This window comes from Enterococcus sp. ARL09-542, assembly GCF_005234805.1.
Lineage (GTDB): Bacteria > Bacillota > Bacilli > Lactobacillales > Enterococcaceae > Enterococcus_D > Enterococcus_D gallinarum.
Genome location: NZ_QPQX01000012.1, coordinates 50,521 through 66,385, shown reverse-complemented (window position 1 = coordinate 66,385; position 15,865 = coordinate 50,521). Strand labels below are relative to the sequence as shown.

The window sequence follows — 15,865 nt, the reverse complement described above, 5'->3', positions numbered from 1 at the left end:
ATCTTTCCCCAGATTGCACAAGCAAAAATGATCAATAAATCAGCAAAGGAGAACCTAGTGAAAAAAGCAGTCCAAGCAGCTATGACTTTTTTATGGAAACAGCCGCAGCAAAATGCAGTTTTAACAAAAATCAATGCGCAACCTTTAGAAGCAGTCCATTCGTTTTTATCAGCAGCAGATGCAATGACTCTCTATGAAGAGGACTTGGTTGATTCAGAGATTCTTTATGGGACCGTTGTCGAAGTCGTTCAAGAAAAAGAAGAATGGGCAGAAATCATTGTCTTAGACCAAGCAAGTAATAAAAATCCCCGAGGCTACCCAGGGTATGTTCCTAGCAACGTATTGACTGTCATAGACGAGAAATATGGATTGGGGAAAAATCAGAAGGTAGCAGTAATCAAACCAACTGCTGTCCTGCAATTCAAAGATCATCAAAGAATCCTTTCTTTCGGAACCCTGCTGGATTGGCTTTTTGAGGACGCTGAGTGGTATCATGTGATGACACCTGAAGGACCAGCTGAAATTTCTAAAACACAAGCCCAACGAATCGATCAAGGAAACTCAACAACTCCCCGACAATTGATCGAGATGGCAGAACAATTTCTGGATTTGCCTTATGTATGGGCAGGGATCAGCAGCAGTGGCTTTGACTGCTCAGGGTTTATGTATAGTTTGCATCGGGTCAATGGTATTTTGATTCCTCGGGATACCATTGAACAAGCGCAAGCGGGTGTGCAGCGATCCTATGAACAGGCGCAGCCAGGTGATCTATTGTTGTTCGCATATGAAGAGGGAAAAGGAAAAGTCCATCACGTCGGTCTTTATTTAGGTGCAGACGAGATGATCCACTCACAGACCCCAGGCTCCAAAGTCATGAAAACAAAGATCACTGGTTCTGCTTATGAGCCGGAATTGGCAGTTGTCACTCGGTATATCGACTAGAAACAGCCGCAATAAGAAAGAATGAGGTAGAAATCGCAAGTGATAGAAACAAAAAAATAGCAGTAACCGAGGAAAGCCCACCATTTTTGCAGAATGCAGCAAGAAATGTCGGGCTTTTTGACCGATCAAAAGAGAGATCAGTTATTAGCGACAATAAAGTCACCCATATCGTATCGATGCCGGGATTGTGAAAATTCAAAAGGTATCCCATTTTCTAAGTAAACCGTTTGCTCGACTTCTAAAATGGGGTCATTGGGGGAACAAATCAAATGCTGCTGGTCATAGATATCTGGACGGTCGGCTTTGATCCTTCGAATCGATGTGCCAATCGGTAAGTGCAATGTATTGGAAATATATTCATAAACGGAAGCTTTGAGAACCTCTTCGGTGATGCCGGGAATCACTGCGACTGGCATAATGGTATATTCCAGCGCGACCGGGACGTCATCCAATAATCGCAAACGAACAATATCATAGATTCGATCTTCTTTACCAAGTCTCAATTTTGTTTGTTCTTGCTCATCAGCCAAAAGCGTATCAAAGGAAATGATTCTGCTTGTGAGTTTGCCAGTCTTTCCTAAGCGCTTGGTTAATCCGCGGTTCACTCGGGCGTTATAATCGAAGGTAGAATAGGCTTCACTGACAAAAGTGCCAGTGCCTTTTTTGGCATAGATGATTCCCTCTACTTGCAACAAATTCAACGCCTTTTGAATGGTTACTCGGCTAGTTTTATACGTAATGGCTAATTCAGTTTGTTTAGGCAGCTTCTGATTCTTCTCATACTTTCCATGACTGATTTGTGTACGAATATCTGCTGCAATATCATGATAGTAAGCCAAATCATTTCCTCCTTTTTTGAAGCATAATCGATTTTGCTGAGTATGTAAACCTCGACGTTTACATACTCAGCTTTTTGCTTCTTTCGACGATTTACAGAATGAAAAAAATCCAGTAAATTGAGATTGTAATCGGTTGCATTTGGTTTGTTTATTTTGGTTAATCATAGAGGAGCTAGGAGGAGTAAAAATGGAAGGGTTTATGGATCGATTGGCAAATGGCTTAGGTAAAGTTGCTACGAGAATCAATAGTTGGCGGTACATCATGGTAATTAAGAACGCTTTTGCCGCTTTGATACCAGTCATTATCACAGGTGCCTTTGGGACCTTATTTTCAGCAATGGTTTTTGATTCGGAGAACGGCTTAGCAAAAATTGATGCGCTCAGCTTTTTAGAAAATCTAAAGCCGATCTCTTCGGCAGTCAGTTATGTAACACTTAGTTTTCTAACGATTTATGCTGTTTTTTTAATTGGGATCGAACTGGCAAAACTGAACAAAATCGATGGTGTTTTCCCTGGGATCATTGCAGTGATGTCTTACTTATCGGTCAATCCGATGGTTTTTGAATTCTTACATGAAGATGCTACTGTTATTGCCGAGAATGTTTTAGCGAAACAATATACAGATACGAAAGGTTTATTCTTGGGCATGTTCGTGGCAATCCTATCAATTGAACTTTATGCCTGGCTTTGCCGCCAAAAAAGATTGCAAATCAAGATGCCGGAAAGTGTTCCTGCCAATGTCTCAGCAAGTTTCTCGGCGCTTTTCCCTACAATATTAACCGTAACGATCATTGCGACAGTTGGCTTTGCTATCAAAGCCATCACAGGAATGTATGCTTACGATATCATTTATAATATTGTGCAAAAACCATTAGAAGGGATAGTACAAGGTCTGCCTGGTATCTTGTTGTTGATGTTTATTGCACAAGTTTTCTGGGTCATTGGTATCCACGGCAATCAGATGGTCAAACCAATTCGTGAACCATTACTGCTAGCGGCTATCGCCGTGAATACAGAAGCCTTTGAGGCAGGAAAAGAAGTGCCTAACATCATTACGATGCCATTCTGGGATATGTATATGAGTATGGGAGGATCAGGTGTCACCATTGGCTTGCTAATTGCTATCTTGATTGCAGGCAAGCGTGAAGATATGCGTCAAATCACGAAGCTGTCCTTAGCACCAGGCATTTTCAATATCAATGAACCTGTTATTTTCGGTATGCCGATCATGCTGAACCCGATCTTGGCGATTCCATTTATTCTGACCCCGATTATTACCGGCACGGTGGGTTATATTGCTACATCCATCGGTTTTGCAGCAAAAGCGGTTGTGATGGTACCGTGGCCAATGCCGCCAATCGTCAATGCCTACTTAGCTACAGCAGGAGACATCGGTGCAGTGGTCACACAAATCATCTGTATTTTATTATCGATCATCATTTATTTGCCATTCGTTATCGTAATGAATCGTTCAACGAACGAAGTGGCATAAAAAGGAGAGGCTTATGTTAATTGAAATACCAGAAACATTTATCTTAGGGGCCGCTTCTTCTGCTTGGCAGACAGAAGGCTGGCAAGGAAAAAAAGCGGGTCAGGATTCTTTCTTGGATCAATGGTATCAACAAGAGCGTTTTGTCTGGCATGAAGGCTATGGACCGGCCGTTGCAACGAACTTCATGGAACAGTATGGTGAAGACATTGAGCTGATGAAAGAGATACATCTGACACATTATCGCACATCCATCAATTGGGCACGCTTTTTTACCGACTATGAGAAGTTGATCGTCGATGAAGAATATGCAGCCCATATCGATGCGGTGATCAATGCATTGCTTGCTGCAGGAGTAGAACCCATGTTGTGTCTGGAACACTATGAATTGCCTGCTTACTTATTAGACACGTATGATGGCTGGAGTTCTCGGTATGTTGTCGAATTGTATAGCAAGTATGCAGCAATCGCCTTTGAACGTTATGGTGATCGGGTCAAGCACTGGTTCACTTTCAATGAACCTATCGTGATCCAGACCCGTTGCTATCTTGATGCGATTCGCTGGCCCCATGAACAAAATACGAAGAAATGGATGCAATGGAATTATCATAAAACATTAGCTTCTGCATTAGCGATAAAAACATATCATGAAAAAGGCTATCAAGGCAGAATCGGCTGCGTATTGAATCCTGAAATGGTGTATGCTCGTTCTTCTTCGAAAGAAGATCAGCAAGCGAAAAAAATGTACGATCTTTTCTTCAACCGAGTCTTTTTTGATCCGATGATTAAAGGCATTTATCCCGAAGAACTGATTGCATTATGTAAAGAGCATGATATTTATTTTGATCCTGCAAAAGAAGACTTAGAAGTGATCCAACAACATACGGTTGATTTTTTAGGAATCAATCAATACTATCCAAAGCGTGTGCGGGCACCTTATTATCAGTGGAATGCTGAAACACCGTTTCATCCGGAGCGATTCTATGAGAACTTTGATCTTCCCGGCAAACAAATGAATCGTTCTAGAGGGTGGGAAATCTATCCGAAAGTCATGTATGACATGGCAAACTACCTCAAAGAAAATTACGGCAACATTCCTTGGCTGATCACAGAAAATGGCATGGGTCGGGAGAATGAAGAGGCGTTCATGGATGAGAATGGTCAGGTAGTAGATGACTATCGGATCCAATTCATTTCCCAACATCTTTATTGGCTTTTAAAAGCAGTGGAAGAAGGGGCGAATTGCGAGGGGTATATGCTCTGGGCTTTTACCGACTGTATCTCACCGATGAATGCCTTTAAAAACCGTTATGGGCTGGTGCGGATCGAAAGAAATGCTGCCCGTACCCGTTCTTTGAAAAAATCAGCCTATTGGTATCGAGAATTGATTGATGAACGTCGCTTGTCCTATGAGGAATTGCCGCTTATTCTTTAAACTAAGTACATTAAGATTAGAGAAGCTGTGACAAATCATTTGTCACAGCTCTTTGTGTATATTGCTTAAAAATCCAATTGATGAGGGGCTAATTTGTCCCAGTCAAAGGTCACACCAATTCCCGGTTCTTCTGGCGCGATAGCCATTCCATCCTCTGGATCAATCATCAGAGGGCGAGTGGTGTATTGATCGATCGGGAAACTATGCATCTCTAGGTATCCGGCATTAGGCATGGCAGCCAGCAGACTGACATGAAGCTCTTGCATGCCGTGAGTCGAGATACTGACATTATGCAACTGTGTCAATGCCGCAATTTTCAGCCAGCCAGTGATCCCTCCACAATTCAAGGCATCCGGTTGAGGAAAATCGACTTGACCATAAGATAACATATGAGCAAATTCAATTGGTGTTCGTAAATTTTCTCCGCCAGCAACTGCTATTTGACCTTCTTTAGCGATTCGAGCATATCCTTCGTAGTCTTCGGGAATCGTTGGCTCTTCCAAAAAGAGAATATCAAAAGGCGCCATCAATTTAGCGGCTTTGACGGCTTGTTCAACGGACCAGCTCATATTGGCATCCACCATAAAGGTAATATCGGGACCGATCAATTTACGAACGGCTTTGATGCGGGCGATATCTTCCGCCAGTGTTGCTTGCCCTAACTTGATTTTGACAGCCCGTAATCCCATATCCAAATATTTTTGATTGTTGGCTAATAATTTTTCTAATGGAAAATTCAAGTCAATGGCACCGCCATAGCAGTTTACTTTATTGCTGTGTCCTCCCAAAAGTTTATATAATGGTTCTCGTGCTTTTTTTGCGCGCAGATCCCAAAGGGCAATATCACAGGCGGCAATGGCAAAGCTTGCTAGACCACCTCGGGCAATGTAATGGATGCCCCAATTCATCTGTTCCCAAAGAGCTTCCACACAAGCAGGATCTTTTCCTAGCAGGATATGTTTCAGTTCTTTGTCGATCAATTTAGCGATCGACTCTCCTCCGAAACCACCCGTATACGTATAACCGATACCTTCTCTACCATCATCCGTGCGCACTTTGACGATTGGCACCTCAAAGTGAGTGTGTAATCCGTGTTTGGCATCTTCCATTAATTCTGGTAAGGGAATCCGATAGTAGGAAGTTTGGATTTCTGTGATCGTGGACATAAAATTCCTCCTTTTCCAATAATGTTAACGTGTGCATTATTATCTTAACATCCACTTGGCAAGAATTCAAGCGGTTTCATTTGTAGTTTGAGTTGTCAATCTCTTTCTATCATTGTAATAATCCTGTTTTTCCAGCGACCTTTAACCAAGTGATTCCGATCTGAAAAGGAGTCAAATTTCTTGGTGGGAACACGCTGAAATAGTTGAACTTCTGCGCAACCCAAGCTATGATGAACAAAAAGGAGATCACACATATGTGTACAAGTTTCACGCTGACTGCTCATGGACAGACTTTTTTTGCTCGGACGATGGACTTTGCATTTTTGTTAGACGGCGAACCAATCGTCATGCCACGGGGGTATCAATGGTCTTTACAACTAGGGGGACAGGTCACCAATACCTATGGCTTTGTTGGAACGGGCAAACAGTTAGAAGAATTTCTTTTTATTGATGGGGTCAATGAGAAGGGACTAACGATTGCTGAACTCTACTTTTCGAATGAAGCTGTTTATTGCGAATACACAGCGGAGAAAATAAACCTTGCACCCCATGAATTGTTACATTGGGTATTAGGAAACGTAGCAGACATCCCTGATTTGTACCAAAAAATCAGCAGGATCAATCTAGTACAGATAGAAACGGCGCTACTAGGTATCACAGTCCCATTGCATTTTATTGTAACGGATACTACCGGAAGATGTGTTGTCATTGAAACCAATCGTGGTTTTATCGAAATAAAAGAAAATCCAATCGGCGTGATGACTAACAGTCCAGAATTGGAGTGGCATGTAAAAAATATTGGCAACTATTTAGCTGCGAGACCTGCTAATTTTCCTCCCGCAACAGTCAATGGAGTAGAGGTGCTCCCCTTTGGTCTTGGAAATGGAACATCTATTTTACCGGGCGGATTGACTTCCCCTGAACGATTTGTTCGAACCGTTTATCACAAACAGTTTGTGAATGTAGGAGAGACTGCCGAAGAAACAGTCAATGCCATGTTCCATCTCTTAAATAATGCCACGATCCCCAAAGGACTGATGGTCGAAGATAATGGTCAATCTGAGTATACTCAGTATCGAGTGGTCTATAATGTGACAAATGGTACTTACTATTTCAATCCTTATGAAACCCAAGAAGTTTTTTCATTGCAATTGAAGAAAGAGTGGTTACAATTGAAACAGCCCCGGATTTTTGCGGTTTCCAAGAGTTTCACAACAAAAACGATGGTGTAATAATCGGCCACACAACGGTCGATGCAAAGATAGATAAGTAGAAAATAACTCAGTTTAACGAAGAGTCATCTCTCCAATTAAAAGATCCGCGGTGTGTCATTACCGCAGATCTTTTTTTCGTGTGATTTGCCGTCGAAATTTTTGTAGTAGGTAGCTGGGGAGTTTATCTATTCTGATGCTGAAAAAAACGGTTCAAAGGAAAAGCGTATTCTTATGATAATCGTTCATTGAAACTACGAGAAGAAAACAAGAAATAATTTTTTTACTTTCAGATATTAAAAAAAATCTTTGAAATACAATAAGTCCAGTAATTTTTTTTATTTGAAAATAGTAAGGCATCATTGATAACAACACTGGGAACGTTTGTTTCAGAAATCGGCTGATTCGTGATGATCAAATCAAAGGATTCCAAGTCATAGTTACCTAATTGCTCACCATTGATGGGCAGGATATCTGAACGAACTTTATGCAGATCAAGAATATCTTGAACATAGTAACTGATGTATTGACTGTGATTGATCCCCATATCGCTGATCACTAAGATCTTTTTTGACACCAAAGTCTGATTGATCTCCGGAAAAGAAGTCAATAACCAGAATACATAAGAAGACAAATAACTGATGAGATTCGTTTCCAACAATTCAGAAAAAAAATGCAGTTCTGCTTTGAGTCGTGCATACAATTGACGCTGTGTAAATTTGATATGTCTTGTAAAAAAAGTGGCACGCTGTGTCAGCTCTGTCGTATCAAAGGGCAGTAATTGCGCATAGGAATAAAGACAAGTCAGCAAGTGTACAACGAAGTCGCCGACCTCGTCTGTGATTTGTTCCAACTGCAGAAAAGTATTGAAGGTCAAATTGTCACGTATCTTCTCACTGATCACAGATCTATTCTCTGAATAAAATTGCTGGAAAGCCCCTTTTTGAAAGTAGTCAATGACTGTTTGGCAAGACTCTAAACTAATACCACTCAAATGGCGTTTAATCAATGAATAGTCTTCATTACTGATTTTTGCTTTCACGGCTATCTTGGTGATAGGGCGTTGCCGAAATCCTTGACTCTCTCTTAACAAATCAACGATAAAATACATAATGAAAAAGTCATGTTCATAGCTGTTGTCCAAGCTGATACTATTCAAAATGCAGTGATTGCGCCGCATCACTTGTTTTAGTTCTTGTTTATCAAAGTGATAAGGCAAATCACAATGGCCATAATACATCAAAAAAAAGTAGGTCGTAAATATCCGCAGAGACAGCTCATCGTCCTGACTCGTTAACTGATACCCGCGATCCACAATGACCCGAAGTGAATAGGCAGCCAACACTTTATTGCAATGTTTTAGTTTTCGTGCAAAAGATGATCGACTGATATTGATTGCCTCACAATAATAATCGATCGTTTTGCCTGGCTGTTGAATAAATTCATGAAGGAGTTGTGTCGTTGTTGAAGTTCTCGCCATATCTGTGAGTATTTGAAGATACAATGTAGCATTGAAATTCTCTAGACGATACCCTAATTTATGCGATGTTTTGATGGTTAAAACATTTCCCCAGCGTTGCTTGATCTCTTCAATATATCGGATAAACGTTGATTCGCTGCTACCAATGTGTCTTGCAAGTTCTTTTTTAGTCATCCACTTATCAGAAATGGATAACACACGAATGATTTCTTCCATCTTCCGATAATTTTTCTCCAAAAACCTAATCATTTCATTTCCTCCCAAGTCCTTTACTTTAATAAAACAATCAACGAAACAATAACGCAATCTCAATAATGAAACCGCTTGGTATGAAAGCTGGTGTGATTTGATTCTTCCCTTCTATGTATACTTAGGTATCTGATTAGAATAACAAATTTCCAGCATGCAAGCTATTGGGATTTGCTATTGGTTCGCAAATGAAAGGGGAGAATGAAAATTAATATACTGAGGAAGTTGTGGGTTTTAGGAGCAGTATTTATGCTGGTTAGCTCCTATTTCACATCCATAATCGTTAGAGCAGAAACTATTAATGGGGCAGCTATTCTATCTGCCAAAATCATATCAGATGATTCTGAGCAGCCACAGCTATTACTAGATGTCGCACTCACGAATCAAACAAATGAGCCCATAAAAAAAGAAATAAGAATGGATCATGCCAAGCTAAAAGAAGTAGAAGAAAAACAAGAGGGATACGGTTATCAAATTAAACACAATACCCTCTATCTGACAATAGAGCCTCAACTAAATCAGACCATTCAACTGACGCTGCCCGTTGAGAAAAATTCTTTTTTGACCGAGCAAGCACCAGAATTAATTTACGAAGGTCAGATCCAAAAGGTCTCTGTTGTAATGCCGCAGGCAACAAAGGAAAAACCGACTGACACCCAGGACAATACTTCTAGAGCAGAAACGGATGCTGTAAAGGAAACAGCTGCTACAGATACACATTCAGCAGAATCCGAAGAGTCAAAATCAATAAATCCATCAAATACCAACGAAACGCTGACAGAAAACAGAGAAACAGAAGGACCTGAAGCATCTGAAGCATCTGAAAGATCAACAGCTGCAGATGAAGTGATAAAACCTTTTTCACTCCCTAGCGTTGCTTCTGATCCAGTGTTCGATCGCAGTCATAAAGCAATCCTGCCTCAGTATACGACAGATGCGTCAGGAACCTATCCGACAGCAAGCTGGCAACCGACTGGGAATCAGAATGTGCGCAACCATCAAGGAAACAAAGACGGAGCTGCACAATGGGATGGGCAAACGGAATGGAATGGGGAACCAACGAACAAAACCAATTCCTATATTGAATATGGTGGGACTGGTTCCCAAGCAGACTATGCCATTCGCAAGTATGCCAAAGAGACCACGACACCTGGATTATTTGATGTATACCTAAATATTCGCGGAAATGTCCAAAAGGAGATCGCACCGTTAGATTTGGTTTTAGTAGTTGACTGGTCAGGTAGTATGAATGACAACAATCGAATTGGCGAGGTCCAAAAAGGGGTGGATCGATTTGTAGATACGCTAGCAGAAAGTGGAATCACAGACAACATTCATATGGGCTATGTTGGGTATTCAAGTGATGGATACAAGAATGATTCGGTCGCGATGGGCCCCTTTGATTCGGTCAAAAATGCCATTAAGACGATTACTCCAAGCAGTACTACTGGGGGAACCTTCACGCAAAAAGCCCTGCGAGATGCCGGAAACATGTTGGCAACACCAAATGGACACAAAAAAGTGATTGTTCTACTGACAGATGGTGTTCCCACTTTTTCCTACCAAGTCAGCAAAGTTCAAACAGAAACGAATGGCAGCTATTACGGCACCCAATTTACCAATAGACAAGACCAGCCGGGCAGTACTTCTCGTATTTCTAACAGCTACTATGCTCCAGACCAAAGAAATACCAATAAATTGATCAACAGTACGTTTATCGCAACCATTGGTGAAGCAATGGCATTAAAGCAGCGAGGAATTGAAATTCATGGATTAGGCATTCAACTGCAAAGTGATACTAATGCGGGATTATCCAAACAAGAAGTAGAAAACAAGATGCGGCAAATGGTGTCTGCGGATGAGAATGGTGATCTTTACTATGAATCAGCCGATCATGCACCGGATATTTCTGATTATCTCGCGAGAAAAGCGGTTCAGATATCTGGAACTGTGGCAAACGGCAAAGTAACCGATCCGATTGCTGAACCGTTTAGTTACGAACCAAATACATTAACAGTCAAAAGTGTCGGGTCCCTTCAAGTACAAGCCATGCCCACACTCTCATTTGAAGGGAACACCGTTCGTAGTGATGAAATTTATTTAGGGAAAGATCAAGAAATTCAGATCCATTATCAAGTCAGGATCCAGACAGAATCAGCAACGTTCAAACCTGATTTCTGGTACCCGATGAATGGCAGAACAACCTTCCAACCAGTAGCAACAGCAGATGAAGTGGTAGATTTTGGCGTGCCATCGGGGAAAGCACCAGGAGTCAAGCTTGATTTCAAAAAAATCTGGGAAGAATATGATCATGATCCGAGCAGCCGCCCAGAAAATGTTATCTATGAAGTGACCAGAAAACAAGTTTCAGATACGACAAATTGGCAAACAGGCTACATCAAGATTTCGCAACCGTCAAATGATACCGGAAGCTTATGGGAACGCACTAGTGTAACACAGCTTTCAAAGTCAGCAGATGATGCCTATGCCGAAACCTTAGGTCTACCCAAATACAATAATCGGGGACAAGATTTCAGCTATCAAACGACTCGAGAGCTAACTGTCCCCGGTTATGAGCAAGAAAAAGTAGATGAAACAACGTGGAAAAACACGAAACAGTTTCAGCCATTAGCACTTAAAGTGATCAAAAACTCTTCTGCTGGCGAAAAAAATTTGGTAGGTGCTGTGTTTGAATTAACTGGCAAAAATGGCCGTACGACATTGATCGATAATCAAGATGGCAGCTACTCCTTGCCGCAAAATGTCCGACTGCAAAAAGGTGAAACCTATACTCTCACAGAAGTGCAAGCTCCTGCTGGACATGAACGTGGGAAAACAACTTGGCAAATCGAAGTCACTTCAGAGGGAATTGTGACAATCGATGGGGATGAGGTTTCTACAGAAGAACAAGTGATCACACTGACCGTGGTTAATCAATTTTCAGAATTGCCAATCGGCATTCGCAAGTATACGCTGCAAGACGGGAATGAAGTAAATTTATCTGGGGCAACATTTTCGTTGCAAAAGAAAAATTCTTCAGACCGTTATCAAACGATCGCTACGGAAAAAACAACGGATTCAGGGGTAGCCCATTTTATATTGGATCAGCCAGGTCAATACCGAATGGTCGAAGATTCAGGTCCATTGGGGTATGACACGATCGCCGGCAACTATGAATTTACGGTGGATAAATATGGAAAGATTCACTACGACGGCAAAAATGTGGATAAACAAAGTAAAGAATGGACGTTGAATCATCAAAACCAGTTAAAAGCCTTTGACTTGACCGTCCACAAAAAGGCCGACGATCAGACGCCATTAAAAGGGGCGGAATTCCGTTTGACGGGTCCAAATACAGACATTGAACGATCAGGAGAAGAGACGGATACGTTTGTCTTTGATCAGTTACAGCCGGGAAAATATGTCTTGACGGAAACATATACGCCAGAAGGGTATCAAGGATTGAAAGAGCCAATTGAAATTGTGATCAATGAAGATGGCTCAGTACAGATTGATGGCGAAGAAGTCGCTGATGTGTTAGTTGCTGGAGAAAAAAACAACCAGATTACACTAGATGTGACCAATCAGGCGAAAGTTCCACTGCCGGAAACAGGTGGAAGTGGTCGATTAGGGATTTATCTACTCGCCTTTAGTTCGATCGCCATCGCTGGTATCTACTTATACCTCCAGCGATTAGAAAGGAGGGGGTAGCGGATGAAAAGCATGCGTTGGTTTAGTGTATGCATTTTTCTAGTTGTGTTACTAGGTTTCTCCCAACAAGTTTCAGCAGGAGAAATGCAAGCGAATGTTCGCATCACGTTACACAAGTTACTATTTCCTGAAGGGCAGTTACCCCAGGAACAAATCAATTCCGGAGAAGGTACATTGCTTCAAGCTTACCGCGGTTTAAATGATGTCACCTATCACGTATACGATGTCACCGATTCTTTCTATCAATTACGGGCAGATGGTGAATCGGTGGAAGCTGCGCAAAGAAAGTTGGCTGAGCAAGGTCCTGCAGCCGGATCCCTGATTGCCGAAGGAAAGACCGAGAAGATCCAAGGAGAAGATGGTTTACTTAGCTTCACATTAGCAGCCAAGGACAGCCAGCAGCGGGATAAGGTCTATTTATTCGTGGAAGCTGAGGCACCTAATGTCGTGAAAGAGAAAGCCGGAAACTTGGTCGTTGTTTTGCCAGTTCTTGATCAGAAAGGGAATCAAATGTCCACGATTCATTTGTACCCAAAAAATGAAGAGAAGGCATACGATTTGCCGCCTCTTGAAAAAGAAGTGCAGTCCAAAACCTCAGATTTTGCCTATGGCGAGAGAGTGGGTTATCAGCTGTCAACACATATCCCAGAAAATATCTTGGATTACCAACAATTCCAACTATCGGATACAGCAGATTCTGCCTTATTTCTCTTACCAGAAACGATCACAGTAAAAGTAGGAACATCCGTTATGACAGGATATACACTTCAAACAACGGATCATGGCTTTGTCCTGGATTTCTCTATTCAGCAGCTAGAAAAATTTGCCAATCAAAAATTGCAAGTCTCTTACCAAATGAAAGTAATGAATGCAGAGCCTGACACAGAGATCGTAAATGAAGGGCAATTGCTGACAGATAAACATACCATCAACAAAAAAGTTGACATACGGACTGGTGGGAAACGGTTCGTCAAAAGAGATAGTCAAGATCCGCAGCGAACATTGGCAAATGCCGTATTCGTCGTAAAAAATCAAATGGGAGCCTATTTGCATGAATCAGCCAATGGTTATCAATGGCAAAGAGAAAAAGCGGGAGCTAAACGATTCACTTCTGATCAAGCCGGAGAATTTTCCGTCAAAGGGTTAAAAGATGGCCACTATTTCTTGGAAGAAATCCAAGCCCCAAAAAATTACTTGCTTAATCAAAAAGCCATTCCGTTTGTGGTTGAAAAAAATTCCTATACAACAAATGGAAAAGCAGCTACCCCACTGGCAATCATCAACAAGAAACATACTGGTTTTTTACCAAAGACTAATGAGCAACAAGCAACAGGATTGATCTTAGCCGGTGTAGCATTGATAGGTTTTGTCATTGCTGGGCTGATTGACCAAAAACAAAAACGAGGAGAAAGAAAATGAAACAAGCAAAAAAAGTATGGTACTTACTAAGTACGCTATTACTAACATTACCTGTTTTTATCAATGGGTTGGGTACAGCAGCTTATGCTGAGGAAAATGCAAGCAATGCCCAAATCGTCATTCATAAAAAGAAAATGACCGATCTTCCGGATCCGCTCATTCAAAATAGTGGGAAAGAGATGAGTGATTTTGATCAATATCAAGGTCTTGCAGATGTCACTTTCCGCATTTATAATGTGACGTCAGAATTTTATGCGCAACGAGCAGCCGGGGCAACTGTCGAAGCTGCAAAACAAGCAGTTCAAGGTCTAACCCCAGGTTCGCCAATAGCTGAAGGTATAACAGATGCAGATGGCAATATTACCGTAAATGTACCGAAAAAACAAAACGACAAAGATGCTGTCTACGTCATCAAAGAAGAACCAAAATCTGGGGTAGCGGCTGCTGCCAATATGGTCATTGCCTTCCCGGTTTATGAGATGATCAAGCAATCAGACGGCTCGTATAACTATGGGACAGAAGAATTATCTACGGTTCATGTTTACCCCAAAAATATCGTTTCAAATGATGGGGCATTACATGTGAAAAAAAGAGGTACTGCTGAAAATGAATCGTTGAATGGTGCAGAATTCGTACTCTCAAAAAATGAAGGTTCCCCAAGTACGACCAAGTATATTCAAGGGGTAAAAGATGGTCTCCACACTTGGACAACCGACAAAGGACAAGCAAAGCATTTTGTTACTGGTAAAAGCTATGGAATCGGCGAAGATGATTTTACAGAATCTGAAGAGAAAACTGGTGAACTAACGGTGAAGAATCTTGAAGTGGGTTCCTATACGCTTGAAGAGGTCAAAGCACCGAACAATGCTGAATTGATTGATGATCAAACAAAGACACCCTTCACTATTGAAGCGGATAATCAAACCCCAGTAGAAAAAACCGTTAAAAATGATACATCAAACGTTGAAAAAACAACGCCTAATTTAAACGGCAAAGATGTAGCGATTGGTGAAAAGATCAAGTACGAGATTGCGGTCAATATTCCATTAGGTATTGCTGATAAAGAAGGAAATGCCAATAAATACAACAAATTTAACTTAGTAGATACCCATGATGATGCATTGACCTTTGACAATACACCTTCAGGAGATACAGCCTATGCTCTTTATGATGGTGATACACTGATCGCATCTGAAAACTATCAAGTAACTGAACAGACAAACGGCTTCACCGTCGCTGTCGATCCAGCGTTCATCCCTTCTTTAACACCAGGAGGTACATTAAAATTTGTTTACTTCATGCATCTAAATGAAAAAGCAGATCCAACGAAAGGCTTTAAAAACGAAGCCAATGTTGATAATGGTCATACCAATGACCAAACGCCACCAACAGTAGAAGTCGTCACCGGTGGGAAACGATTTATCAAAGTCGATGGGGATGTTTCATCCACGCAAGCTCTAGCAGGTGCCTCTTTCGTTGTACGTGATCAAAATAGTGAGGGTGCAAACTATTTGAAGGTCGATGAAGCAGCGAAAACAGTGACTTGGGTGGCAAACAAAGCAGATGCAACAACATTCACGACGCAAGCTGATGGTCTAGTCGTCGTTACTGGACTAAAATATGGTTCCTATTATTTGGAAGAAACTGCAGCGCCAGAAAATTATGTATTACTAACAAATCGAATCCAATTTACAGTGGATGAGCATTCTTACGGAACCACAGAAGAATTAGTTGCTCCTGAAAAAGTGCCTAACAAACACAAAGGAACATTGCCTTCTACAGGCGGAAAAGGCATCTATCTTTATTTAGGCAGCGGTACGCTGATCTTGATCATTGTGGGTTTGTATTTCATGAAACGAAAAGAAACTCGTTGAGTTTCTGTTTTGCCAGATTTTCACTTCTAGAAAAATTGGCAGCCTCAAAA

Annotated in this window: 9 protein-coding genes and 1 pseudogene; 7 read left to right on the top strand and 3 right to left on the bottom strand. The window is 41.4% G+C overall.

The features are described 5' to 3' along the window. Positions 1–57: 57 nt before the first annotated feature. Positions 58–942: a C40 family peptidase gene (locus tag DVW06_RS12740; RefSeq protein WP_003127735.1), complete on the top strand. Its 885-nt coding sequence runs from the start codon at positions 58–60 to the stop codon at positions 940–942. Between the two features lie 137 nt (positions 943–1,079). Here DVW06_RS12740 and DVW06_RS12735 read toward each other — a convergent pair whose 3' ends face one another. Then, on the bottom strand, positions 1,080–1,781 hold the full coding sequence (locus DVW06_RS12735; RefSeq protein WP_003127738.1) for a GntR family transcriptional regulator: 702 nt from the start codon (positions 1,779–1,781) through the stop codon (positions 1,080–1,082). A gap of 187 nt (positions 1,782–1,968) precedes the next feature. Between DVW06_RS12735 and DVW06_RS12730 the strand changes: the two genes are divergently transcribed. Continuing rightward, complete coding sequence (locus tag DVW06_RS12730; RefSeq protein WP_003127739.1) at positions 1,969–3,273, top strand: PTS sugar transporter subunit IIC; 1,305 nt, start codon at positions 1,969–1,971, stop codon at positions 3,271–3,273. Positions 3,274–3,286: 13 nt separating this feature from the next. Then, positions 3,287–4,705 carry a glycoside hydrolase family 1 protein gene (locus DVW06_RS12725; RefSeq protein WP_003127740.1) on the top strand — a complete coding sequence of 473 codons (1,419 nt, stop codon included), beginning with the start codon at positions 3,287–3,289 and terminating at the stop codon, positions 4,703–4,705. A 65-nt stretch (positions 4,706–4,770) separates the two neighbouring features. Here DVW06_RS12725 and DVW06_RS12720 read toward each other — a convergent pair whose 3' ends face one another. After that, a complete protein-coding gene (locus DVW06_RS12720) occupies positions 4,771–5,871 on the bottom strand; it encodes a mandelate racemase/muconate lactonizing enzyme family protein (protein ID WP_137264727.1) in 1,101 nt (366 codons plus the stop codon). A 254-nt stretch (positions 5,872–6,125) separates the two neighbouring features. Here DVW06_RS12720 and DVW06_RS12715 point away from each other — a divergent pair, with 254 nt between their 5' ends. Next, on the top strand, positions 6,126–7,103 hold the full coding sequence (locus DVW06_RS12715; RefSeq protein ID WP_124018991.1) for a choloylglycine hydrolase family protein: 978 nt from the start codon (positions 6,126–6,128) through the stop codon (positions 7,101–7,103). Between the two features lie 275 nt (positions 7,104–7,378). Here the strand turns inward: DVW06_RS12715 and DVW06_RS12710 are convergent. Continuing rightward, positions 7,379–8,811: pseudogene (locus DVW06_RS12710) on the bottom strand (helix-turn-helix domain-containing protein). 249 nt (positions 8,812–9,060) lie between these two features. Here DVW06_RS12710 and DVW06_RS12705 point away from each other — a divergent pair. Genes DVW06_RS12705 through DVW06_RS12695 form a run of 3 tightly spaced genes read left to right on the top strand, consistent with a single transcriptional unit; the run spans position 9,061 to position 15,815 of the window. Next, positions 9,061–12,522, top strand: coding sequence for a vWA domain-containing protein (locus DVW06_RS12705; protein WP_274543594.1), 3,462 nt, complete (start codon positions 9,061–9,063; stop codon positions 12,520–12,522). A gap of 3 nt (positions 12,523–12,525) precedes the next feature. Next, positions 12,526–13,941, top strand: a complete 1,416-nt coding sequence (locus DVW06_RS12700; protein WP_137264724.1) for a SpaH/EbpB family LPXTG-anchored major pilin — start codon at positions 12,526–12,528, stop codon at positions 13,939–13,941. Further along, positions 13,938–15,815, top strand: coding sequence for a SpaH/EbpB family LPXTG-anchored major pilin (locus tag DVW06_RS12695; RefSeq protein ID WP_029487125.1), 1,878 nt, complete (start codon positions 13,938–13,940; stop codon positions 15,813–15,815). The genes DVW06_RS12700 and DVW06_RS12695 overlap by 4 nt, the downstream gene beginning before the upstream one ends. Positions 15,816–15,865: the final 50 nt, after the last annotated feature.